Source organism: Bradyrhizobium sp. AZCC 1588, from assembly GCF_036924735.1.
Lineage (GTDB): Bacteria > Pseudomonadota > Alphaproteobacteria > Rhizobiales > Xanthobacteraceae > Bradyrhizobium.
Genome location: NZ_JAZHSC010000001.1, coordinates 5,705,940 through 5,729,356, shown reverse-complemented (window position 1 = coordinate 5,729,356; position 23,417 = coordinate 5,705,940). Strand labels below are relative to the sequence as shown.

Annotated in this window: 22 protein-coding genes and 1 pseudogene; 11 read left to right on the top strand and 12 right to left on the bottom strand. The window is 63.3% G+C overall.

The genetic code is table 11. The features are described 5' to 3' along the window. Window positions 1-82: 82 nt before the first annotated feature. The 3 genes from cimA to cysS all read right to left on the bottom strand — a co-directional run bounded on the left by cimA (window position 83) and on the right by cysS (window position 3,724). Window positions 83-1,681 (bottom strand): citramalate synthase, encoded by a 1,599-nt coding sequence (cimA, locus tag V1277_RS26630; RefSeq protein WP_334418859.1) that lies wholly within the window; start codon window positions 1,679-1,681, stop codon window positions 83-85. Further along, on the bottom strand, window positions 1,678-2,190 hold the full coding sequence (locus V1277_RS26625) for a GNAT family N-acetyltransferase (protein ID WP_334418858.1): 513 nt from the start codon (window positions 2,188-2,190) through the stop codon (window positions 1,678-1,680). The genes cimA and V1277_RS26625 overlap by 4 nt, the downstream gene beginning before the upstream one ends. A 118-nt stretch (window positions 2,191-2,308) precedes the next feature. Continuing rightward, complete coding sequence (cysS, locus tag V1277_RS26620) at window positions 2,309-3,724, bottom strand: cysteine--tRNA ligase (RefSeq protein WP_334418857.1); 1,416 nt, start codon at window positions 3,722-3,724, stop codon at window positions 2,309-2,311. Between the two features lie 302 nt (window positions 3,725-4,026). Here cysS and V1277_RS26615 point away from each other — a divergent pair, with 302 nt between their 5' ends. Together V1277_RS26615 and V1277_RS26610 are read left to right on the top strand one after the other, a co-directional pair. After that, window positions 4,027-4,335 (top strand): hypothetical protein, encoded by a 309-nt coding sequence (locus tag V1277_RS26615; protein ID WP_334418856.1) that lies wholly within the window; start codon window positions 4,027-4,029, stop codon window positions 4,333-4,335. 170 nt (window positions 4,336-4,505) lie between these two features. After that, window positions 4,506-5,676, top strand: a pseudogene (locus V1277_RS26610) (DUF2865 domain-containing protein). Between the two features lie 55 nt (window positions 5,677-5,731). Here V1277_RS26610 and V1277_RS26605 read toward each other — a convergent pair. From V1277_RS26605 to V1277_RS26595, 3 genes are read right to left on the bottom strand one after another with little or no spacing between them, the layout of a single operon-like run. Beyond that, complete coding sequence (locus tag V1277_RS26605; protein ID WP_334418855.1) at window positions 5,732-7,480, bottom strand: NAD+ synthase; 1,749 nt, start codon at window positions 7,478-7,480, stop codon at window positions 5,732-5,734. Between the two features lie 45 nt (window positions 7,481-7,525). Then, window positions 7,526-7,879, bottom strand: a complete 354-nt coding sequence (locus tag V1277_RS26600; protein WP_334418854.1) for a diacylglycerol kinase — start codon at window positions 7,877-7,879, stop codon at window positions 7,526-7,528. 1 nt (window position 7,880) lies between these two features. Next, window positions 7,881-9,269 carry a class II 3-deoxy-7-phosphoheptulonate synthase gene (locus V1277_RS26595; RefSeq protein ID WP_334418853.1) on the bottom strand — a complete coding sequence of 463 codons (1,389 nt, stop codon included), beginning with the start codon at window positions 9,267-9,269 and terminating at the stop codon, window positions 7,881-7,883. A gap of 171 nt (window positions 9,270-9,440) precedes the next feature. On the opposite strand from V1277_RS26595, the gene V1277_RS26590 reads away from it, so the two are divergent. Beyond that, window positions 9,441-10,346: an alpha/beta hydrolase family protein gene (locus V1277_RS26590; protein WP_334418852.1), complete on the top strand. Its 906-nt coding sequence runs from the start codon at window positions 9,441-9,443 to the stop codon at window positions 10,344-10,346. Between the two features lies 1 nt (window position 10,347). Here the strand turns inward: V1277_RS26590 and V1277_RS26585 are convergent, their stop codons facing one another. Further along, complete coding sequence (locus tag V1277_RS26585; protein WP_334418851.1) at window positions 10,348-10,560, bottom strand: hypothetical protein; 213 nt, start codon at window positions 10,558-10,560, stop codon at window positions 10,348-10,350. 183 nt (window positions 10,561-10,743) lie between these two features. On the opposite strand from V1277_RS26585, the gene V1277_RS26580 reads away from it, so the two are divergent. Next, entirely contained in the window at window positions 10,744-11,334 is a 591-nt protein-coding gene (locus V1277_RS26580; RefSeq protein ID WP_334418850.1) for a cysteine hydrolase family protein, read from the top strand. 79 nt (window positions 11,335-11,413) lie between these two features. Beyond that, window positions 11,414-12,490, top strand: a complete 1,077-nt coding sequence (locus V1277_RS26575; RefSeq protein ID WP_334418849.1) for a flavodoxin family protein — start codon at window positions 11,414-11,416, stop codon at window positions 12,488-12,490. A gap of 100 nt (window positions 12,491-12,590) precedes the next feature. Here the strand turns inward: V1277_RS26575 and V1277_RS26570 are convergent, their stop codons facing one another. The 4 genes from V1277_RS26570 to rpiA all read right to left on the bottom strand — a co-directional run bounded on the left by V1277_RS26570 (window position 12,591) and on the right by rpiA (window position 16,330). Then, entirely contained in the window at window positions 12,591-13,442 is an 852-nt protein-coding gene (locus tag V1277_RS26570; RefSeq protein WP_057842416.1) for a 3-hydroxybutyryl-CoA dehydrogenase, read from the bottom strand. A gap of 200 nt (window positions 13,443-13,642) precedes the next feature. Further along, entirely contained in the window at window positions 13,643-15,028 is a 1,386-nt protein-coding gene (gene gor, locus V1277_RS26565; protein WP_334418848.1) for a glutathione-disulfide reductase, read from the bottom strand. Between the two features lie 33 nt (window positions 15,029-15,061). Beyond that, window positions 15,062-15,607, bottom strand: coding sequence for a DUF2059 domain-containing protein (locus V1277_RS26560; protein WP_334376117.1), 546 nt, complete (start codon window positions 15,605-15,607; stop codon window positions 15,062-15,064). Between the two features lie 24 nt (window positions 15,608-15,631). Beyond that, the gene (rpiA, locus tag V1277_RS26555; protein WP_334418847.1) at window positions 15,632-16,330 is read right to left on the bottom strand and encodes a ribose-5-phosphate isomerase RpiA; all 699 of its coding nucleotides are present in this window, start codon (window positions 16,328-16,330) and stop codon (window positions 15,632-15,634) included. Between the two features lie 162 nt (window positions 16,331-16,492). On the opposite strand from rpiA, the gene V1277_RS26550 reads away from it, so the two are divergent. Then, a complete protein-coding gene (locus V1277_RS26550) occupies window positions 16,493-17,185 on the top strand; it encodes an HAD family hydrolase (RefSeq protein ID WP_334418846.1) in 693 nt (230 codons plus the stop codon). On the opposite strand, the gene V1277_RS26545 is transcribed toward V1277_RS26550, so the two are convergent. After that, on the bottom strand, window positions 17,174-17,380 hold the full coding sequence (locus V1277_RS26545) for a hypothetical protein (RefSeq protein ID WP_334418845.1): 207 nt from the start codon (window positions 17,378-17,380) through the stop codon (window positions 17,174-17,176). The two genes, V1277_RS26550 and V1277_RS26545, sit on opposite strands and share 12 nt — an antisense overlap. 117 nt (window positions 17,381-17,497) lie before the next feature. On the opposite strand from V1277_RS26545, the gene moaA reads away from it, so the two are divergent. The 5 genes from moaA (at window position 17,498) to V1277_RS26520 (ending at window position 23,406) form a co-directional block, all read left to right on the top strand. Beyond that, window positions 17,498-18,526, top strand: coding sequence for a GTP 3',8-cyclase MoaA (moaA, locus tag V1277_RS26540; protein ID WP_334418844.1), 1,029 nt, complete (start codon window positions 17,498-17,500; stop codon window positions 18,524-18,526). 230 nt (window positions 18,527-18,756) lie between these two features. Next, window positions 18,757-19,296, top strand: a complete 540-nt coding sequence (locus V1277_RS26535; RefSeq protein ID WP_334420459.1) for a TRAP transporter small permease subunit — start codon at window positions 18,757-18,759, stop codon at window positions 19,294-19,296. After that, window positions 19,293-20,900: a TRAP transporter large permease gene (locus V1277_RS26530; RefSeq protein ID WP_334376122.1), complete on the top strand. Its 1,608-nt coding sequence runs from the start codon at window positions 19,293-19,295 to the stop codon at window positions 20,898-20,900. Before V1277_RS26535 ends, V1277_RS26530 begins: the two co-directional genes overlap by 4 nt. 240 nt (window positions 20,901-21,140) lie before the next feature. After that, window positions 21,141-21,722, top strand: coding sequence for a TRAP transporter small permease subunit (locus V1277_RS26525; RefSeq protein ID WP_334418843.1), 582 nt, complete (start codon window positions 21,141-21,143; stop codon window positions 21,720-21,722). Window positions 21,723-21,750: 28 nt separating this feature from the next. Then, window positions 21,751-23,406 carry a TRAP transporter large permease gene (locus tag V1277_RS26520; RefSeq protein WP_334418842.1) on the top strand — a complete coding sequence of 552 codons (1,656 nt, stop codon included), beginning with the start codon at window positions 21,751-21,753 and terminating at the stop codon, window positions 23,404-23,406. The last annotated feature ends 11 nt before the right edge of the window (window positions 23,407-23,417 follow it).

Genomic DNA, 23,417 nt, shown 5'->3' with positions numbered 1-23,417 from the left:
GGAATCTCGAGATTCTCTGATGTGCAATTGCACATCAGAGTTCGATGCTTCGCATCGCCCCGGAATGACGACATCAATCACCTCACGCCGGAGCGCCTGATTTCACCAGCTTGTAGATCACCGAATCCATCAGCGCCTGGAACGAGGCGTCGATGATATTGGGCGAGACGCCGATCGTGGTCCAGCTCTCGCCGTTCTCGTCCTCGCTCTCGATCAGCACCCGCGTCACCGCTTCCGTGCCGCCATTGAGGATACGCACGCGGTAATCGATCAGCTTCAGGCCTTCGATGTATTTCTGGTACTTGCCGAGGTCCTTGCGCAGCGCGACGTCGAGCGCATTCACCGGGCCGTTGCCTTCGGCCGCCGAGATCAGCCGCTCGCCGGCGACATCGACCTTCACGACGGCGAGCGCCACCGTGATGCGCTGGCCGTTGGCGTTGTAGCGCTGCTCGACATTGACGTCGAACTGCTCGACCTTAAAGTATTCCGGCACCCGGCCGAGCGTGCGCCGCGCCAAGAGATCGAACGAGGCGTTGGCGGATTCATAGGCGAAGCCTGCCGCTTCCCGCTCCTTCAGCTCCTCGACTAGCCGCGCCAGTTTTGGATCGCTTTTCTCGTAAGGGATACCTGCGCGGTCGAGTTCGGCCATGACGTTGGAACGGCCGGCCTGATCGGACACCAGCACCTTGCGGTGATTGCCGACGGATTCCGGCGAGACGTGTTCGTAGGTCTGCGGATCCTTCAGGACGGCGGAGGCATGAATGCCGGTTTTGGTGACAAACGCGCTTTCGCCGACGTAAGGCGCATGGCGGTTCGGGGCACGGTTGAGCATGTCATCCAACGTGCGCGACACCTTCATCAGCGTCGCCATCTTCTCGTCCGTGACCCCGATTTCCAACGTGTCGGAGAATTCGTTCTTCAGCCGCAGCGTTGGGATCAGCGAGCAGAGGTTGGCGTTGCCGCAGCGTTCGCCGAGCCCGTTCAGCGTGCCTTGGATCTGCCGCGCACCCGCGCGCACCGCGGCCAACGAATTGGCGACCGCCTGCTCGGTGTCATTATGGGCGTGGATGCCGACATGGCTGCCCGGGATGTGCTTGGTGACAGCGCCGACGATGGTCTCGATCTCGTGCGGCATGGTGCCGCCATTGGTGTCGCACAGCACCACCCAGCGCGCCCCGGAATCATAGGCTGCCTTGGCGCAGGCGAGCGCGAAATCGACATTCTCCTTGTAGCCGTCGAAGAAGTGCTCACAGTCGACCATCACCTCACGCCCGGCAGCCTTCGCAGCAGCGACGCTGTCGCAGATCGAGGCGAGGTTTTCCTCGTTGGTGGTCTCGAGCGCCACCCGCACCTGATAAGCGCTGGACTTTGCGACGAAGCAGATCGCATCGGCCTTGGCCTCGATCAGCGCCGCAAGCCCCGGATCGTTCGAAGCCGACCGGCCGGGACGGCGCGTCATGCCGAACGCGGTGAACTTGGAATGTTGGAGTTTTGGCTTTTCGGCGAAGAATTCGGTGTCGGTCGGATTGGCGCCGGGATAGCCGCCTTCAACGTAGTCGATGCCGAGTTCATCCAGCATCTGCGCGATGATCTGCTTGTCATGCAGCGTGAAATCCACGCCGTTGGTCTGCGCACCGTCGCGCAGCGTGGTGTCGAACAGATAAAGACGTTCGCGGCTCATGTCGGCGCTCCCGGCGCGGCGCTTGTCGCCAGCGTCTTCTGCATCGTGGTGTTGGCGAGCCATTCGCCGTTGAGCGAAACCGTGTTGCGCTGCTTGGCGGCATAGCCGCGCTTTCTGAACAACGGCTCGGCCGTATCGCTGGCATCGACCGTCAGGGTTTTGGCGCCGCGCGCGCCCGCCAGTTTCTCCAGCGCATCGACCAGCATCGCGGCCACGCCCTGCCCGGCCACGCTCGGATGCACGTAGAGCATATCGATATGGTCAGCGCCCTTCAGCGAGGCGAAGCCGACCGGCGCGTTCTGGATAGTCGCGATCAGCGTCAACTGCCCGGCAAGCTTCTTGCCGAACGCGGCTTCGTCGTCGGCCGCCTGCGCCCAGGCTCCCTGCTGCGCCTCGCTATAGTCGTCGCCGGTCAGCCCCTCGATGGCGGCAACGAAGATCGCCGCCAGCATCGGAACATCCGCCGGCAAAAACGGCCGCAAGCCGGGTTTTGGCAATGCCTGTCCCATCGTCCCTACCATAATCCGTACAGCTTCGTCGCCAGCGCCACGGCGGCGACAATCAGCACGACCTTCAGCGCGATATAATAGAGCCAGTGTTTTGGGAAAGGCGTGTCGGGCTTTGTCATCACGCAATCTCCCAGGTGGTCACGGGCTTACCATCGGCATCCTTGCCGTCCTTGATGGCAACGCCCATCGCGGCGAGCTCGTCGCGGATACGGTCGGATTCCTTGAAATCCTTCCGCGCGCGCGCGGCCGCGCGATCCGCTATCAGGCGGTCGACCTGCTCAGCATCGATGCCGCTCGCCTGCTGCTTCCGCCCCTTCCACTCCGCAGCGCTCATCGAGAGGAAGCCGAGCAGGCGAAGCGACGCCGCAAACTCGCCGCGTTCCCGCGTGCCGCCGGACGCCGCCGCGTTGCGCAGGCTGTGCAGGACAGCCATCGCCAGCGCCGTGTTGAGGTCGTCATGGAGCGCCTCGATCATAGCCGGCGACGGCTCGCTGGCGACGGCGTCGGCTGCGATCGCATACCAATCGTCGAGCGTCTTCGCGCTCTCTTCCACACCCTTCAGGGTCCAGTCGAGCGGTGAACGATAATGCGTCTTGAGCATGCCCAAACGCAGCACCTCGCCCGGCCAGTCGGCCAGCAATTCCCGGATCGTGAAGAAGTTGCCGAGCGACTTCGACATCTTCTCGCTCTCGATCTGCAGGAAGCCATTATGCATCCAGACATTCGCCATGCGATCGGAATGGAACGCGCAGCAGGTCTGCGCGAGCTCGTTTTCATGGTGCGGAAACACCAAATCGATGCCGCCGCCATGAATGTCGAACTTCTCGCCGAGATGCTTCCAGGCCATCGCCGAGCATTCGATGTGCCAGCCGGGGCGGCCTTCCACCTTGATCCCGGCGGGTGACGGCCAGGAAGGTTCACCCGGCTTCGACGGCTTCCACAGTACGAAGTCGGTATTATCGCGCTTATAGGGAGCAACATCGACGCGGGCGCCGGCGATCATCTCGTCGAGCGAGCGTTTCGACAGCGCGCCGTAGCGCGGCATCACGGAATTGGCTTCGTTCATCGCCTGCGGCGAAAACAGCACGTGATCTTCGGCGACATAGGCAAAGCCGCCGGCGACCAGCTTCTCGATGATCGCCCGCATCTCCGGGATGTGTTCGGTCGCGCGCGGCTGCGCCGTCGGGGCCAAGCAGCCGAGCGCGGTGACGTCGTCCTGGTATTGCTGATAGGTCTCTTCAGTGACCTTGCGGATCGCCTCGTTCAGTGGCACGCCGGGATAGTCGCGCGCGGCCCGCACGTTGATCTTGTCGTCGACGTCGGTGATGTTGCGGACATAGGTCACGTGATCGGCGCCGTAGCGATGGCGCAGCACGCGAAACAGCACGTCGAACACGATCGCCGCGCGGCCATTGCCGATATGGGCGAAGTCATAGACCGTCGGTCCGCAGGCATACATGCGGACGTTATCGGCATCGAGCGGCACAAACGGCCGTTTCTCCTTGGTCAACGTATCGTAGAGACGCAATTCCATGGCGTACCCATCCCTTGCGGCCGGGCGTCCAGTGATCTCATTTTTGAGAAAAGACGGCCTCAGCCAGCGAATCGCTAGCTAATAATCTCGCGGCAAATGGCGCAGATGGCGAGGAGACCGTTCATGGTTCCACCATTGCGGTATCGCAAGCACGCCGTCAAGGCCTTGCTTGTGCCCGATTTAGGGGCGATCAGGCCGCCGAACCCCGCCATTCGCAGCCGCCCTCGGCCCTCATGGTTAATCATTATTAACACTTTGGGCCTATTTCTAAGGGCGGTCTCTTCCCGCCGCCGGTGCCATCCATGCGACTTTCCTCCGCACTCATTGCCTGTGCCTTCCTGCTCGCCGCCTCGGCCGCTGCCGCCGACAGCCGCGTCTTCATCGTGGCCAACCAGGCCGATGGTTACGGCGTGGACGAGTGCCTCGCCAGGGGCGACAAATGTGGCGCCCACGCCGCCCGCTCCTATTGTCAGTCACGGGAATTTGCGCAGGCGATCGCCTATCGTCGCGTGGCGCCCGACGAAATCACCAGCGCGGTTCCGATCAGCGGTGGCGACCGCTGCTCAGGCCCGGCGTGCGGCGAATACGTCGCCATTACCTGCCAGCGCTAAAGAGACCTAATCCCGGGATTTCAAGGGCCCGTTTGCCACACCCGCGCCCCGGAAACGACGTGACGCTGCCCCGAGAAGCAGCTATTGGATGCGGCCTTGGCCGCAGAACGCCGCCTTGGCCGCGTCATCAGGCTTTTTGAGCCGCGCGGATCAGCCCTCAATGGCCGGATATGCTGGAAATTCGCAACGCTTCCCTCTCCCTCCGAATTTTGACCTGCGCCATCCTGGTCGGCATCGCTGCCCCGGGCGCACCCGCTTTGGCGCAGACGAACGAAGACGCCATGGCGCAGATGAACCAGGACGCCCCGCCACAACAGGGCGCGCAGGCCAATCCGATCTGCATCCGGCTCGAAGGACAATTGGCGACCATCGACCGTGGCGCCGGCACCGGCGACCCCGCCAAGGATGAACAGATCCGCCGCTATCAGGACGCGGAGGCCAAGCAGCAGGCCGAGCTCGATCGGGTCACGCTGCAGGCCAAGCGGATGGGCTGCGAAAGCTCGGGCTTCTTCTCGCTGTTCAGCGGCCGCTCCGCCCAGTGCGGTCCGGTGAACAACCAGATTCAGCAGATGCGCGCCAATCTCGACCAGATCACCACCAGCCTGGAGCGGCTGCGCAGCGGCGGCATCGGCGGCGCTGACCGCGAAAACCAGCGCCGCTCGGTGCTGGTGGCGCTCGCGCAGAACAATTGCGGCCCGCAATATGCCGCTGCCGCGCGCGGTCCGGGCAACTTCATCGACAACCTGTTCGGCAACAACAACACGCTGCCGCCGCCGAGCGCCGATCTCGGCGCACCATCCGGCACCTACCGCACCGTCTGCGTCCGCACCTGCGACGGCGCCTATTTCCCGGTCTCGTTCGCCACCGTGCAGGCCCGCTTCCAGGACGATGAGAGGACCTGCAAGGCGCTGTGCCCGGCAGCCGGAGGCGAACCTGTTCGCCTATCGCAATCCCGGCGAAGACATCAACCAGGCGGTCTCGATCAACGGCCAGCCATATTCATCGCTGCCCAACGCGTTCAAATTCCGCACCGAGTTCAACGCGTCCTGCTCCTGCAAGCCTGCGGGCCAGACCTGGTCCGAAGCGCTGAAGTCCGTCGACGACAGGGCGGCGGTCGAACAGCAGGGCGACATCATCGTCACCGAGGAAAGTGCGAGGCGGATGCAGCAGCGCGGGCAGTCGAAAGCCGCGCCGCCGCCCAAGAAGGGCGCCGCGCCCGCAGGCACCACCGCCGCCGCGCCTGCACCGGCGACGGCTCCGGCTGATACGACGGCCGCGACCAACGACAAGGACAAGCCGATCCGCACCGTCGGCCCGACCTTCATCCCGCCGAAGCAGTAGGCGCCTCGGCACAATGGTTGAAGCAACGCGCTCGCGCTAATTCCGAGACGACGCCCTACCCTTCGAACGCATCCGCCGAGGCGCGACCGGCGCGGGCGACCAGTTTTTCGTCGGGTACGGGCAGCGCCTTGCCGTTGTCGCGGAAGCGGTTGGTGATGGGATAGCGGCGGTCGCGGCCAAAGTTCTTTTCCGTTACCTTGACGCCGGGCGCGGCCTGCCGCCGCTTGTATTCGGCGACGTTGAGCAGGCGATCGATCCGCGTCACCATTTCAGCCGGGAAACCGGCCGCGATGATCGTGGCCAGCGGCTCCTCGCGCTCGACCAGACGCTCCAGTATGCCGTCCAGCATCTCGTAGGGGGGCAGCGAATCCTGGTCGGTCTGGTTCTCGCGCAGCTCCGCCGTCGGCGGGCGCGTGATGATGTTGACGGGGATCACCTCGCCCGACGGCCCGAGCGCGCCGTCCGGCTTCCACTCGTTGCGCAGACTCGATAGCCGGAACACTTCGGTCTTGTAGATGTCCTTGATCGGATTGAAGCCGCCGTTCATGTCGCCATAGAGCGTGGCGTAACCGACCGACATTTCCGACTTGTTTCCTGTCGTCACCACCATCGCGCCGGTCTTGTTGGAAATCGCCATCAACAGCGTGCCGCGGGTGCGCGCCTGCAAATTCTCTTCGGTGATGTCGCGCGGCAGGCCGGCAAATGGTCCGGAGAGGATTTTCTCGAAGCCGTTCACCGCATCGGCAATCGGCAGCACCTCGTAGTGGATGCCGAGTGCTTTGGCGAGTTTCGCGGCATCGTCGAGCGACACCTGCGCGGTGAAGCGGAACGGCAGCATCACGCCGCGAACCTGGTCGGCGCCGAGTGCATCGACGGCGATCGCCGCGCACAGCGCGGAATCGATGCCGCCGGAGATGCCGAGCAAGACGCCCGGAAAGCCGTTCTTGCGGACGTAGTCGCGCAGGCCCAGCACGCAGGCGGCGTAATCGCCCTTGTCGCCCTCGAGCAACGGCACTACGGGGCCCGAGCAGCGCCAGCCGTCGGCGCCCTTGGTCCAACGCAGCGTGGTGATGCTTTCTTCGAACGCGGGCAGTTGCGCCGCCACCGAGAGGTCGGCGTTGAGCGCGAACGACGCGCCATCGAACACCAGTTCGTCCTGCCCACCGATCTGATTGAGATAAACCAGCGGCAGCCCGCTCTCAGTGACACGGGCAACTGCGATCGACAGCCGGAGGTCGTTCTTGTCGCGCGCGTAGGGCGAACCGTTAGGCACCACAAGGATTTCCGCGCCGGTCTCGGCGAGGCACTCGACGACGTTCTCGTATTCCTCGGACTCTTCGAGCCAGATGTCCTCGCAGATGGGGACGCCGACGCGGATGCCGCGGACCGTCACCGGCCCGGCGGCCGGACCCCGCGCGAACAGACGCTTTTCGTCGAACACGCCGTAGTTCGGCAGGTTCGCCTTGAAGCGCAACGCGGCGATGCGGCCCTGATCGAGCAGCGCGCAGGCGTTATAGAGCTTGCCGTCCTCGACCCAGGGTGTGCCGATCAGGACAGCCGGACCACCGCCCGCAGTCTCGCGCGCCAACTCTTCGACCGCTGCGCGGCAGGCGGCCTGGAAGGCTGGCTTCAGCACCAGGTCTTCCGGCGGATAGCCGCAGATGAACAATTCGGGCAGCAGCAGGAGGTCGGCGCCATCGGCCACGGCCTTGTCGCGCGCGGCGCGGGCCTTGGCGGCGTTACCCGGCACGTCGCCGACCGTCGGGTTCAACTGCGCCAGCGTGATCGTAAAGGTGTCGGTCATGGGAGCGATGGTGCCTTGCACAAGAGCAAACTGCAATTGCTCGCTTTAGATCGCGCCTATGCGTTCCGCGAGGGCGAACAGCCAGAACAGGCCGGCCATCAACAGCGCCACGCCGACCGCCGCCGACCCCATATCCTTGACCTGGCCGATCTTCAGATCGTGATCCGTGGTCAGGCGGTCGGCGAGCTTTTCGATCGCGGTGTTGAGCAGCTCGACCACCAGGACAAAAGCGACGGCCGCGACCAGTTCCACGCGCCGCATCGTGGTCGTGCCGATCAGCCAGGCCAGCGGTACCGACAGCGCCAACGCGAACAGTTCCTCGCGGACGGCCTGCTCCGAGCGGATCGCAAAAGCGAGGCCGTTACGCGTGTTGATCGTGGCCCGCCAGAGTCGCAGCAAATCAAAGTCCCGCTGCGGCCGGCATCGGCTGAGCTTTCCCGGCGCGTTCCTGCTTCAGCAGTTCGGCAATCAGGAAAGCCAGGTCGATCGATTGTTCGGCGTTGAGGCGGGGATCGCAGACCGTGTGGTAGCGGTCGTTGAGGTCCTCGTCGGTGATGGCGCGCGCGCCGCCGATGCATTCGGTGACGTCCTGTCCGGTCATCTCCAGATGCACGCCGCCGGCATGCGTGCCTTCGGCGGCGTGGATCGCGAAAAACGACTTCACCTCCGACAGCACCCGGTCAAACGGACGAGTCTTGTAGCCTGATGTCGAGGTGATGGTGTTGCCGTGCATCGGATCGCAAGACCAGACCACAACCCGCCCTTCCCGCTGCACGGCGCGGATCAGCGGCGCGAGATGATCGCCGACCTTGTCGGAGCCGAAGCGGTTGATCAGCGTCAGCCGTCCCGGCTCGTTGTCGGGATTGAGGATGTCGATCAGCTTGAGCAACTCATCCGGCTTCAGCGAGGGGCCGCATTTCAGGCCGATCGGGTTCTTGATGCCGCGGAAATATTCGACATGGCCGTGGTCGAGCTGGCGGGTGCGGTCGCCGATCCAGATCATGTGGCCTGAGGTCGCGTACCAGTCGCCGGTGGTGGAATCCACCCGGGTCATTGCCTGCTCGTAGCCGAGCAGCAGCGCCTCGTGGCTGGTGTAGAAATCGGTGGCGCGCAGTTCGGGATGGCTTTCGAGGTCCAGCCCACAGGCGCGCATGAAATTCAGCGCATCCGAAATACGATCCGCCAGCTCCTTGTACCGGCGGGACTGCGGGGAATCCTTGAGGAAGCCCAGCATCCACTGGTGCACGCTGCCGAGATTGGCAAAGCCGCCGGTCGCGAATGCGCGGAGCAGATTGAGGGTGGCCGCCGACTGCCGGTACGCCATCAACTGGCGCTGCGGATCGGGGATGCGCGCTTCCGGGGTGAAGGCGATGTCGTTGATGATGTCGCCGCGGTAGCTCGGCAGCTCGACGCCGCCAACCTTTTCCGTGTTCGACGAGCGCGGTTTTGCGAACTGCCCGGCGATGCGGCCGACCTTCACCACCGGCAGCGCGCCGGCATAGGTCAGGACCACGGCCATCTGCAGCAGCACGCGGAAGAAGTCGCGGATGTTGTTGGCGCCGTGCTCGGCAAAGCTCTCGGCGCAATCGCCGCCCTGCAGCAGGAAGGCCTCGCCGGCCGCGACGCGGGCGAGCGCCTTCTTCAGGTTACGGGCCTCGCCGGCGAAAACCAGCGGCGGAAACGTAGCAAGCTGCGCCTCGACGTCGGCCAATGCCTTGGCATCGGGATAATCGGGGACCTGCAGCACCGGCTTGGTGCGCCAGCTATCGGGCGTCCACCGCTCGGACATGACGTTAACTCCTGAGCAAAAACCGCAACTTATCAAAGGTTACGAAGGCCGGGTTATACACAGGCCGCGGGCCGACCGCCAGTTAGATTTCCAGTAGTCCTGACAAGCTCTTGCGGCGAAATCCGAATTCGCATTTGTTATGGCCGCCCGCAAAGCTGGCAGGAGAACACGGTGGCCGAGCCGGGGCTGGACGACGTATTTTGCGACGACATCACGGTGCCCGCGACGGATGGATATCCCCTTGCCGCGACGCTGTTTCTGCCCCGCGGGGCCAAGCGCCACGCGGTCCTGGTCAATTCGGCAACCGCCGTTCCCCGCAAGCTTTACCGCGGTTTTGCCGGCTATCTCGCCCACCGCGGATGCGCGGTTCTGACCTACGACTATCGCGGCACCGGCGACTCGAGGCCGCAGGCGCCGCCCGGCTCCATCAGGCCGAAATCGCTGGTCGGCTTCAAGGCCTCGATGTCGGACTGGGCAGCCCAGGACATCGCCGCAGCGGTCGCCTGGATGCGCGAGCGTTACAAGTCGCTGCCCTTCGCCTATGTCGGGCATTCGTTCGGCGGGCAGGCGCTCGGCCTGTTGCCGAACAATTCGGAGATTTCGCGCGCACTCCTGATCGCCGCACAAGCCGGTTACTGGAAACTGATGACGGCGCCGGAGCGCTACCGCGTCTATGCCCTGCTGAATTTCGTCGGCGCCCCGTTGACCCGCGCGCTCGGCTACATGCCCGGCAAGGCCGGCCTCGGCATGGATCTGCCGAAGGATGCATTCCTGCAATGGGTCCGCTGGGTGATGAGCCCGCGCTATCTGTTCGACGATGCCAGGCTCGAAGCCGCGCAGAATTTCCCGAAATACCAGGGCGCGTTGCGTGCACTCTGCATGTCCGACGATCCCTGGGCGACACGGCCGGCGGTCGAACTGTTGTGTTCGGGATTTACCTCGACTGCGCCTGAGATCATCACGGTGAGGCCTGCGGATACCGGCGTGAGAAAGATCGGGCATATGGGATTTTTCCGACCCGAGCATCGCGACACGCTGTGGCGCGGGGCCGCGGAATGGATCCAGGCGGAGGAGTAGCTCACCTCACCACGGCAGCCGCGTCACCTTCGTCGCCGGGCAAGACGTATTCGACCGCCAGCAGCCCGCCTTCAAGGATGAGAAACGCAACCGCACCGCCTAGCCAGCCGAAGTACGCAATTGCGAAGGCCAACAGGAGCAAGGCACATACGACGTCCGCCAGTATCTTGCCGCTCCGCTCGATCGCGTCCTGTCCTCTGGAAAAGTAAGCCATGGCCTCTCCGTCCACGCGCCATCAACCACGAATGCAACGTGGCACAAAGGCGGGAGTTCCGTTCACCCTCGGCTATCGCCGAACCTCGGTCGCGACTTTACGCGTGCCCGGCAATCCCCGCCGGCTGTTGAAACCAGTTCCCATTTTCCGAATTAGCCCTCTCAATGAGGCGAGAGGCCAGCCATGGAAGGAATTCGCGACGGCGCGCATCTGTGCATCGATATGCAGAACATCTTCGCCAGGGGCGGCGTGTGGGAAACGCCATGGATGGAAAAGGTATTGCCGGTGATCTCGCAGATCGCCGCACGATATCAGGAGCGGACGGTATTCACGCGCTTCATCACACCCGAGCGGCCGGAAGACCGTCGCGGCCAGTGGCGCGTCTACTTCACCAAATGGGAGCGCGCGACGCGCGGCGATCTCGCGCCTGGCGCGCTCGATATCGTGCCGGCGCTAGCACGATATTCACCGCCGGCTCTGGTCGTCGACAAGCCCGCCTATTCGGCGTTCTTCGGATCGCGGCTCGGTCATCTGCTGGTCGAGCGTCATGTCGGCACGGTGGTGGTGTCAGGCGCGGAGACCGATGTTTGCGTGCTTGCCACGGTGCTCGGCGCGGTCGATCTCGGCTTTCGCGTCGTCATCGTGCAAGATGCGCTCTGCAGTTCCTCGGACACCGGCCATGATGCGCTGATGACCATGTACCGGACGCGGTTCAACGAGCAGATCGAACTGGTCAGCGCCGCGGAACTGTTCGAGATCTGGCGTCCGGACTAGATGCTCTGGCTACGCCCCGGAACCGCCGCTCCGGCTCCAACGTTGAGACGGCAGCCATCATCCGCGAAAGGATCGATCCATGGCGGCGCCGGACATTCGCAAGGAAATGCCGCCCGTCAAATTGCCGCGCGAGGAATTCGAGAGACGCTATCGCGGCCGCTTCGTCGATCCGGTCTTCCAGCCGCTGCAGCGCGAGCTCGACGCCGTCGTCGCGGCGGCATGGGACGCCTATAGTCATTCCCGCAAAGCCCCGCTGACGCGCAAGGCGGGCGCGGGCTTCGCCGATCCCGAATACGAAATCGCGGTGGACTGGCTCGCCGCACGCGAGGCCATTCTCGAAGCGCAGCGGCGCCACGACGATGCCGCTGCGCAGCCGCGCATCCTCATCATCAACGGCTCGGCGCGAAGCGAGCATACCTGCCCCGGCGAGGCGTCCAAGACGTGGCGTCTGGTCAAGCTCGCCGAGCCGGTGCTGGTCGAAATGGGATATGCGGTCGACATCCTGGATCTCTCGCGGCTAACGTCGGAATATGGACGGCAGATTCATCCCTGCAAATCCTGCGTCGCCACCGCGATGCCGCTCTGCCACTGGCCCTGCAGTTGCTATCCGAACTATTCGCTCGGCCAGACCGACGACTGGATGAACGAAATCTATCCGCTCTGGGTGGCAGCGCACGGCATCCTGATCGTGGCGCCGGTGAATTGGTATCACGCGCCGACGCCGCTGAAGGCAATGATGGATCGCCTGGTCTGCGCCGATGGCGGCAATCCCGATCCGACCTCGACGCACGGCAAGCACGCCGACCAGGCCAAGGCGCTCGAACTAAAGGGATGGCCCTATCCGCGGCATCTGGCCGGCCGGCATTTCGGCCTTGTGATTCACGGCGACAGCGCGGGCACGGAGACGCTGCGCCGCTCGCTTTCGGACTGGCTAACCGACATGTCGCTGATCTCGGCCGGCCGCACCGCCGAAGCCGAGGGCTATATCGGCTACATGGAGCCCTACGCCACTTCGCACCAGGCGCTGGATGAGGACCACGAATTCCACGACGAGGTGCGCAATGCGGCACGCGCGCTGGGGAATGCAGTGAAGCTAGCGCGTGAAGGCAAATTCGAGAATCCGGCGAAGGGTCTTGCCGATCCGAATCCGAAATGACTTCGTCGAGTACGTAGGATGAGTGGAGCGAAGCGATACCCATCACCCCTCCGCGCAAGGAATGATGGGTTTCGCTTACGCTCTACCCATCCTACACCTCTCACTTCCCGTAACTATAAAACCCCTGCCCGGTCTTGCGGCCGAGATGACCGGCGGCGACCATTTCTTTCAAGAGCGGCGCGGGGCGGTATTTCGGGTCGTTGAAGCCCTGGTAGAACACCTCCATCACCGACAGCATGGTGTCGAGGCCGATCATGTCGGCGAGCGCCAGCGGGCCGATCGGATGGTTGCAGCCGAGCTTCATGCCGGCGTCGAGGTCTTCCGCCGTCGCCAAGCCCTCCTGCAGCGCGAAGATCGCCTCGTTGATCATCGGGCAGAGGATGCGGTTGACCGCAAAGCCCGGGCTGTTCTTCGCCGTGATCGACACCTTGCCGATCCGTTTTGCAAAGGCTTCCGCCTTGGCATGGGTATCGTCGGAGGTTTGCAAGCCCCGGATCAATTCCAAGAGCGCCATCAGCGGCACCGGATTGAAGAAGTGCATGCCGATGAAGCGGTCCGGCCGGTCGGTCGCCGCCGCGAGTTTCGTGATCGAGATCGAGGACGTGTTGGTGGCGAGCAGCGCCTGCGGCCGCAGTTTTGGACAGAGGTCCTTCAGGATTTTCACCTTCAGATCCTCGTTCTCGGTCGCCGCCTCGATCACGAGATCGCAGGTGGAAAACTTCGCCGTGTCCGTGGTCGTCGTGATGCGAGCCAGCGCCGCCTGCCGGTCGGTGTCGGTCATCTTCTGCTTGTTGACGAGGCGCTCAAGGCTGTTGGCGACCACAGACATGCCGCGCGTGAGGGCGGCATCGGAGATGTCGGTCATGACCACCGGTAGGCCCGCCGCCGCGCACACCTGCGCAATCCCGTTGCCCATCGTGCCTGCGCCTACGATGCCGATCTGCTCAATCATTGTTCGCCTACCTCTGTTCTTGAATACTGAATGATGTCGTTATCAGAATGTGGCGGATGTCGGTAGCCCGAGCCCGTAGGATGGGTGGAGCGACTTGTCCGCCGTCGTTCAACGAGCGTAGGCGGAAGCGATACCCATCATTCGCGTTGCGCAGCAGATGATGGGTTTCGCAAGGGCTCAACCCATCCTACGATTCTGCCCTACTCCGCCGCTTGCCTTACATACCGTGCCGTCGGCGTCCGCATGGTCACCAATTCCTCGGCCGCCGTCGGATGCAGCGCGATCGTCGCGTCGAAATCGGCCTTGGTGGCTTTCATCTTTACTGCGATCGCGACCGCCTGGACGATTTCGGCGGCGGTGTCGCCGACGATGTGACAGCCGAGCACGCGGTCCGTCGTGCCGTCGACTACAAGCTTCATCAGCACGCGGGTGTCGCGGCCGGACATCGTCGCCTTGATCGGGCGGAAATCGGCCTTGTAGATGTCGACATGGCTTACTTGCGCGCGGGCCTGCGCTTCGGTCATACCGACGGTGCCGACCTCGGGCTGCGAGAACACCGCCGTCGGAATGGTGGCGTGGTCGACCGCTACCTGCCGTTTGCCGAACACGGTATCGGCGAAGGCATGGCCCTCGCGGATCGCGACCGGCGTCAGATTGAGGCGATGGGTGACGTCGCCGATCGCATAAATGTTGTCGACCGAGGTCTTCGACCACTCATCGACGGCGATGCCGCCATTCGCAGGGTTGATGACAACACCGGCCTTCTCGAGCCCGAGATTGGCGACGTTCGGGTGGCGGCCGATCGCGAACATCACCTTCTCTGAGGCGATGCTCGAACCGCTGGATAGATGCGTGGTGTATTCGTTGCCGTGCTTATCCACTTTATCGATGGTGCAGCCGGTGATAATCGTAATGCCCTGCTTCTCCATCTCGGCGCGCACGTGCTTGCGGACGTCCTCATCAAAACCGCGCAGAATATTGTCGCCGCGATAGATCACGGTCACGTCGGAGCCGAAGCCGGCAAAGATGCCGGCAAACTCCAGCGCGATATAGCCGCCGCCCTGGATCACGATGCGCTTCGGCAGTTCGGTGAGGTGAAACGCCTCGTTGGAGGAAATCACGTGCTCGATGCCGGGGATCTCCCGCCCGTGGTTGGGCGCGCCGCCGGTCGCGATCAGGATGTATTTTGCGGTGACCGTTTCGCCGGTCAACAGGCGCAGCGTGTGGGCGTCTTCCAGCACCGCGCGCGTCTTGACAATGCGCGCGCCTGACTTCTCGACATTGGCGGCGTAGATGCCTTCGAGGCGAGCGATCTCCTTGTCCTTGTTGGCGACCAGCGTCGGCCAATCGAAGGAAAGTTCGGGGATGGTCCAGCCGAAACCTTTTGCGTCCTCGATCTCGTGGCGGACGTGCGAGCCGAGCACAAACAGCTTTTTCGGCACGCAGCCGCGGATCACGCAGGTGCCGCCCATCCGGTATTCTTCGGCAACCATGACCTTTGCGCCATGGCCGGCAGCGATGCGGGCGGCGCGAACGCCGCCCGAACCACCGCCGATGACGAACAGATCGACGTCGAACTCAGCCATCTCAACCCCGCCCGAAGCCGCTTCTGGTTTGGATCAGATATCCTTGCCGCGCTTCTTCATCTCGGCACGGAACTGGCCGTTGATGGTTTCGGCAAAGGCCTGCGCCCACTGGTTCATGTAGGACATGCTGAACTGAATGGCGCGAGGCTCGCTCGCGAGCAGCTTCTGGCCGAGCGGCGACTTGTAGAAGGTCACAAGGTCCTTCAACTCCTGCTCGGTGAACTCATTGGCGTAGACCTGCGCCATGCCTTCGCCGATCTCCTTTTCGCGGCCGGCGAGATTCTTGGCCACGATCACGGCGACCTCATTGAGATCCTTCTGATAGTTCAGATTGCTCTGCATCAGCACGTTCTTGGTCTGCTCGACGAGATTGGGAACGGCGTTGGCGTACATCGCCGCCGCGTTCTTCATCGCCAGGATTTCCTTGGCGGCGGCGATCGCCGCCGGTGAACCGGGCTTGAGTTGCGTGGTCCCAGGCGCCGCGGGCGCGTTCTTCTGCTGCGCGCCAGCCGGAGCGCCGGTCAGGGCCAGACCCACCGCAAGGCCGGCCGCCGACAAAATCCGTGAAAGCCTCTTCATTCCAATTCTCCTCGATTACCGGCGTTACCGCCGCTCAACTACGCGAATTCCCTGGGCACCTGCCAGGACGGCGGTGCTGGCCAAGCCAATGAACAACCCGTGTTCGACGACACCCGGGATCAGGCTCAACAGGCCCGCCAGACGCGGCGCATCGGCGATGCGCCCGAGATGGGCATCGACAATCCAGTGGCCGCCATCGGTGACAAAAACGTGGCCGTCCTTGCCCTTGCGGAGCCCCATTTGCCCGGAAACTCCGCTTTGGGCAAATGCGGCGGCCATGGCCCGCTGGGTGGCGGCCAGCCCGAACGGAATCACCTCTACAGGTAGGGGGAAGCGGCCGAGAACATCGACCCATTTGGTATCGTCGGCAATCACGATCATGCGATCGGACGCCGCCGCCACGATCTTCTCCCGGAGCAGCGCCCCACCGCCGCCCTTGATCAGGTTGAGGGCGGGATCGACCTCGTCGGCACCATCGACGGTGAGGTCGAGCCGGTCGACTTCATCGAGCGTGGTCAGCGGAATTTTGCAGGCTTCGGCCTGGGCGCGGGTCGCTTCCGAGGTCGGCACGCCGATCACCTTCATCCCGCCGGCAACCCTCTCGCCGAGCAGTTCGACAAAATGCCTGGCGGTCGAGCCGGTGCCGAGCCCGAGCTTCATGCCATCCTGCACATGCTCCAGCGCCCGTGCCGCCGCTTGCCGCTTCAATTGGTCCATGTTCACGTGCTGACTGCTCCCAGGAATCCGCCAATCCGCGGGCGCATGTCTAGCGTCGTTTTGGCCTTGGGAATAGCGCCGCGGCCCGTCTAAATTGCCAGAAATTGGTTGTTCGCTGTGTCGGGGCGGCACTTGCATGAAGGTCCGCCTGCCGCTAGCGAATTCCGGATGAGCCTTCCCCGCACTGTAGTCTTCGACCTCGACGGCACGCTGGTCGACACCGCGCCCGACTTGATAGCCGCCCTCAATTTCGTGCTCGATCGCGAAGGATTGCCGCCGGTGCCGCTGCGCGCCGCGCGCAACATGATCGGCGCGGGCGCCCGCAAGCTGATCGAACGTGGGCTGGAGCTCGAAGGCCGTGCGATAAACACCGACGACATCGACCGACTCACCAGGGATTTTGTCGATTATTACGGCGCCCATATCGCGGTGGAATCGCGCCCCTTCGAGGGGCTGGAGGCCGCGCTCGACGATCTCGAGGCGCAGGGCTGTCGTTTTGCGGTCTGCACCAACAAGCTGGAATGGCTGTCGAAGCGGCTGCTCGACGAACTGGGCCTGAGCGGACGGTTCGCCGCGATCTGCGGCGCCGACACGTTCGGCGTCGCCAAGCCCGACCCCGTGATCCTGCAGCAGACGGTGGCGCGCGCCGGCGGGGATATTGGCGCGACCATCATGGTGGGCGACGCGGGACCTGACGTCGGCGTCGCCAGGCGGGCCGGCGTTCCCGTGATCGGGGTCGAATTCGGCTACACCGACGTTCCGATCGCCCAGCTTAAGCCCGACCGGCTGATCGGGCATATGCGCGAATTACCGGCCGCCGTGGATGGGCTCAGCAGCCGCTTTACGGACTTAACTGTTTGATTTTATAGTCGTTATTGGACCGATAATCTGCACCGAGGACTTTGCCTCGCCGCCGGCGACCATCATCGAGCCCAGCCCGGTGTTTGCGGAACTCAAACCGACCGCGCCGCCGCCGAAGCTGCGCAAGCCGATGCGACCGAAAAAGCCCAAGACTGCCGCTGCGCCGGCGGCCGCCACCCCGGCACAGCCCGCCACGCGCTAGGTCCCCGCCCCGCGCCACGGCCCCCTCGAGAGGTTGCGATTGTAGGCGCCTTACAAGGTGCCTACATTGTGCTAGCGAACCAGCACGCGGCCCTTTTAGAGGCAGTTTGAATGAGCGGCTCCCCGTCACCCGATCAACTGATACGTCCGATGGTCGATCCCTTCGGCCGGACCATCCGGTATCTGCGCGTATCGGTAACCGATCGCTGCGACCTGCGCTGCTTCTACTGCATGTCCGAGGACATGACGTTCCTGCCGAAGAAGGATCTCCTGACGCTGGAGGAACTCGACCGGCTGTGCTCGGCCTTCATCGCCAAGGGCGTGCGCAAGATCCGCCTCACCGGCGGCGAGCCGCTGGTCCGGCGCAACGTGATGTCGCTGGTGCGCTCGCTGTCGCGGCATCTTGGAACCGGCGCGCTCGATGAGCTGACGCTGACCACCAACGGCTCGCAACTGGCGCGCTTTGCGGCTGAACTGCGCGACTGCGGCGTCCGCCGCGTCAACGTCTCGCTCGACACGCTCGATCCCGCAAAGTTCCGCGCCATCACGCGCTGGGGCGATCTCGACCAGGTTTTGGCCGGCATCGAGGCCGCGCGGGACGCAGGGCTTGCGGTCAAGATCAACGCGGTGGCGCTGAAGAACATGAACGAGGAAGAGATCCCCTCGCTGATGGAATGGGCGCACGGCAAGGGTATGGCGTTGACGCTGATCGAAGTCATGCCGATGGGCGACATCGGCGAAGGGCGGATCGACCAGTATGTGCCGCTGTCGCTGCTCCGTGCCCGCCTTGCGCAGCACTACACGCTGACCGACCTCGACGACGATACCGGCGGCCCCGCCCGCTACGTCCGCGTCACTGAGACCGGCGGCAAACTCGGCTTCATCACGCCGATGACGCATAATTTCTGCGAGTCCTGCAACCGGGTACGGATCACCTGCACCGGCACGTTGCACACCTGCCTCGGCCATGAGGATGCTTCCGATTTGCGCAAGCCGTTGCGGGCCTCCGCCGACGACGACCTGCTCTCAGCAGCGATTGATCGCGCCATCGGGCTGAAGCCGAAGGGCCACGACTTCATCATCGATCGCCGGCATAATCGCCCGAGCGTCTCGCGCCACATGAGCGTGACCGGCGGCTGAATAGCGCCGCGCCGGACCGCCGTCCCCCGGGTTTCGTCCGGTGCATTTTCCGATTGACGCTGTTGCGACGCGCTGAAATGGTGCGGCGGCTTCACGCCAGCATGGCCGGACAGGCCACCGCACCTTGACGGAGCGGCAAAGACGGCGGAAGCGCAAAAAGGGGGAGGACGATCGATGCAATCGATCGCTACATCGGCGATGGCGTCGTGGCCACCGCCCGGGCAGGCATGATGCGGCCGTTGTTAGCGCTCAGTGCCGGCATCGATCTGCTCAACGAAAAGATCGGCAATCTCTGCAATTTTCTGGTCCTCGCAGCGTGCACGGTCAGCGCCGGCAACGCGATGATCCGCTACGCGTTCGGCTATAGCTCCAACGGCTGGCTCGAACTGCAGTGGTACATGTTCGCCATCTTCGTGATGTTCGGCGCGTCCTACACCTTCAAGCGCAACGAGCATGTTCGCGTCGAAATCTTCTATTTGATGCTCTCCGAACGCGCCCAGCTCTGGCTCGACCTGATCGGAACGCTGTGCTTCCTGATCCCGGCCTGCCTGCTACTGACCTGGCTGTCCTGGCCGTTCTTTCTGCAGGCCTACGCCGTCGGCGAGGAATCCAGCAACGCCGGAGGCCTGTTGCGCTGGCCGATCAAGCTCGTCGTGCCCGCAGGCTTCGTGATGCTCGCACTGCAGGGCGTCTCGGAGGTCATCAAGCGCGTCGCCGCGCTGCAGAATCTCGTGACCATCGACGCCAGGTACGAAAGACCGGTGCAATGATCACGCTGGAAATGATGCCGCCGCTGATGTTCGGCGGACTTATTCTGGCGATGCTGATCGGCTTTCCCGTCGCATTCACGCTGGCGGCGGTCGGATTCTCGTTCGGCTTTCTCGCGATCCATCTCGGCTTTTTCGACTTCAGCTTCATGCAGGCGATTCCGGGCCGCATCTTCGGCAGCGTGCTGGCCAACGAATTGCTGCTGGCGATCCCTTTCTTCACGTTCATGGGCGCCGTCCTCGAGCGATGCGGCCTGGCCGAAGACATGCTGGATTCGATGGGCCAGTTGTTCGGCCCGGTGCGCGGCGGACTAGGCTACTCCGTCATCATCGTCGGCTTCATTCTCGGCGCGATTACCGGCACGGTGGCGGCTCAGGTCATCGCCATGGCCCTGATCTCGATGCCGGTGATGATCCGCTATGGCTACAACATGCGCTATATCACCGGCGTGCTGGCGGCCTCGGGCACCATCACCCAGCTCGTGCCGCCTTCGCTTGTGCTGATCGTGCTGGCCGATCAACTCGGCAAGTCGGTCGGCGACATGTATCTCGGCGCCTGGGGGCCGTCGCTATTCCAGATCGCGCTATTCGCCGGCTACACCTTTCTTCTCGGCATCATCAAGCCGGACCACGTGCCGCCGGTGCCGAGGTCGGCGTTGACGCTGACCGGTTGGCCGCTATGGCGAAAATGCCTGATGGGAATCATCCCCTCGGCGGTGCTGATCTTCGTCGTGCTCGGCACCATGATGCTGGGCCTGGCGACGCCGACCGAAGCCGGCGCGATGGGCGCCGTTGGCGCCGTCGTGCTTGCCGCAATACATCACAAGGAATTCAGCGCGGCCGGCAACAGGATTCTGCTGATCGGCATCGTCGCCGCAGGGGTCGGAACGATTCTCGGAATCCTCTACACGGGCAGTTTTCTCTTCAAGATCGCCTTCGCAATCACCTATCTCGGCGTGATCTGGATTTGTCTGGAAGCCGTACGGATTCCCGACCTCCGCGAGCTTATCCGGCAAGGCTATCAGACGACGATGCGGATCACCTCCATGGTGGTGTTCATCCTGATCGGTTCGACCTGCTTTTCAGTGGTGTTCCTCGGCGTCTCCGGCGGCGTCTGGCTGGAGCACATGCTGACCTCGGTACCCGGCGGGGTCTGGGGCTTCCTGATCTTCATCAACCTGTTCATCTTCTTCCTGGCGTTCTTCCTCGACTTCTTCGAGATCGCCTTCATCATCCTGCCGATGGTTGCGCCGATTGCGCAAAAGGTGCTGGCGCCGGTGGTCGGCGCGGATGCGGCGCTGATCTGGTTCGGCGTGATGCTGTGCGTCAACATGCAGACGTCGTTCCTGCATCCGCCGTTCGGGTTTGCGCTGTTTTACCTGCGTGGCGTGGCGCCCAAGGAGGTCAAGAGCTCCGACATCTATTGGGGGGCGATCCCCTGGATCGGCCTGCAGGTCATCATGGTCGTGCTGGTGATCGCCTTCCCCTGGACCGTTACCGCATTGCTGGACAAGCCGGTGAGCGCGGAGGATCTCAGCAAGATCAGGATTGAGGTTCCGCAGATCGAATTGCCGCCGCTGGATTTAGGTCCGCTCAAGCAACAGTAGAAACTGCTCCGGCAAACAATGACTCGTTGACGAAATCCTGCCCACAGCCTGCCGCCCGGGCCAAGGCGCAATGGTGTTCCGCAGACGAAATATTCCCCTTCAATATCAACAAACTTCCGATTGACGGCGGCAACGAGCGCTGGTTTGGTGCATCGGCTTCATGCTAGCTCGGCAGGATAAGCCGGCTGCGCCCAACGGCGCAGTCAAGACGGCAGAGGCGTCAGTCTGGGAGGGTCATCGTTGCAATCGCTCTTGAAATTGAGCCGGGGAATCGACGCGTTCACGCGGTGGACGGGCAAACGCCTGGCGTGGCTCATTCTGATAGCCGTGCTCATCTCGGCCACCAACGCGATCGTGCGCAAGACTTTCGACGTGTCGTCGAATTCCTGGCTGGAGCTGCAGTGGGTGCTGTTCGGCGTTGTCTTTCTGCTGTGCTCGCCGTGGACGATGCTCGACAACGAGCACATCCGGATCGATATCGTAAACAACCTGTTTTCCAAGCGCTGGCGGGATATCGTCGACATCATCGGCCACGTATTTTTCCTGCTGCCACTCTGCATCGTGATGATCATCACCGGCGGTCCATTCTTCATGCGCTCGGTTGAAATCAACGAACAGTCCGGCAATGCCGGTGGTCTGCCGCAATGGCCGGCCAAATCGCTGATCATCATCGGGTTCGTGTTCCTGTTCGCTCAGGGCATTTCCGAACTGATCAAGCGAATCGCCGTGATGCGCGGCCTGATTCCGGATCCACACGCATCGCAGATGCATGCTCTCGAAGCCGAGGTCGAACACCTCGTCGAGGCGATCGAAAAACGCTGATCGTCGGGCGCGATCTCAGGGGGACTAGATGACTGCTTTTCTCATCGCCAACATGGCGCCGATCATGTTCGCGTCACTGGTGATTATTCTGCTGCTGGGCTATCCGGCGGCATTTTCGCTCGGCGCGGTTGGACTGATCTTCGCCTTTGTCGGCATCGAGCTTGGCGAGTTCCGCCCTGACTTCCTGCAAGCGCTGCCTGAGCGCGTCTACGGCGTGATGAACAACGACACGCTGCTCGCCATTCCGTTCTTCACGTTCATGGGACTGGTGCTCGAACGGTCGGGCATGGCCGAGGATCTGCTCGATACGATCGGACAATTGTTCGGCACGATCCGCGGCGGCCTCGCCTATGCCGTCATTTTCGTCGGCGCGTTGCTCGCGGCGACCACCGGTGTCGTTGCCGCTTCCGTCATCTCGATGGGCCTTATCTCGCTGCCGATCATGCTGCGCTATGGCTACGACCGGAGGATGGCGTCCGGCGTCATCGCCGCTTCCGGTACGTTGGCGCAGATCATTCCTCCCTCTCTCGTCCTGATCGTGATGGCCGACCAGCTCGGCAAGTCGGTCGGCGACATGTACGAGGGCGCGTTCGTCCCGGGAATGGTGCTTGCTGGCCTGTATGCCGGCTACGCATTCCTGGTAAGCATGATCTTTCCCAAGGCTGCTCCGGGTCTGCCAGCGGAGGCGGTCGGTTTTCGCGAGCCTGACGGCAGCCGCGGACTTTGGTCGCTCGGCGTCCTCTTCATCGTCAGTTGCGTTTTCGGCTGGTTCATGATGCGCTCTTCGGAAGCGCGCGGCGCCGATTACGTCGTGCTCAGCATGTTCTATGGCATCCTGTTCGCCTTCTTCGTGGCTGTGGTGAACTGGTTGATCCACAAGGTCTCCGGCTTCCGCTTTCTCTCCGCGATGGCGCAGCAAACCACGTTCGTGATGGTACCGCCGCTGTTCCTGATCTTCCTGGTGCTCGGCACCATCTTCATCGGTGTCGCCACGCCGACCGAAGGCGGCGCGATGGGCGCGGCCGGCGCACTCATTCTCGGCGCCGCCAAGCGCCGGCTGAGCTGGGATCTGATCCGGCAAGCGACGGAATCGACGGCCAAGCTGTCGGCCTTCGTGATCTTCATCCTGATCGGCGCGCGCGTTTTCTCGCTGACGTTCTACGGCGTGAACGGCCACATCTGGGTCGAGCATCTCTTGACCTCCCTGCCCGGCGGCCAGATCGGCTTCCTCCTTTTCGTCAACGCCCTCGTCTTCGTCCTGGCCTTCTTCCTCGACTTCTTCGAACTGGCCTTCATCATCATTCCGCTGCTCGGACCTGCGGCGGAAAAGCTCGGCATCGACCTGATCTGGTTTGGCGTCATTCTCGGCGTCAACATGCAGACGTCGTTCATGCACCCGCCGTTCGGATTCGCGCTGTTCTATCTACGCTCGGTGGCGCCAAAGGAATCCTATATCGACCGCGTCACCGGCAAGCGCATGGACCCTGTGACGACCGGCCAGATCTATTGGGGCGCGGTGCCGTTCGTCGTCATCCAGGTCATCATGGTGGTGCTGGTCATCATGTTCCCGGCGATGGTGATGCACTACAAGGGCGCGGCGTCGACGATCGATCCGAACTCGATCAAGATCGAGGTGCCGCAGATCGAATTGCCGCCGCTCGATTTCGGGCAGCCCAAACAATAGCGCCCGGGCTC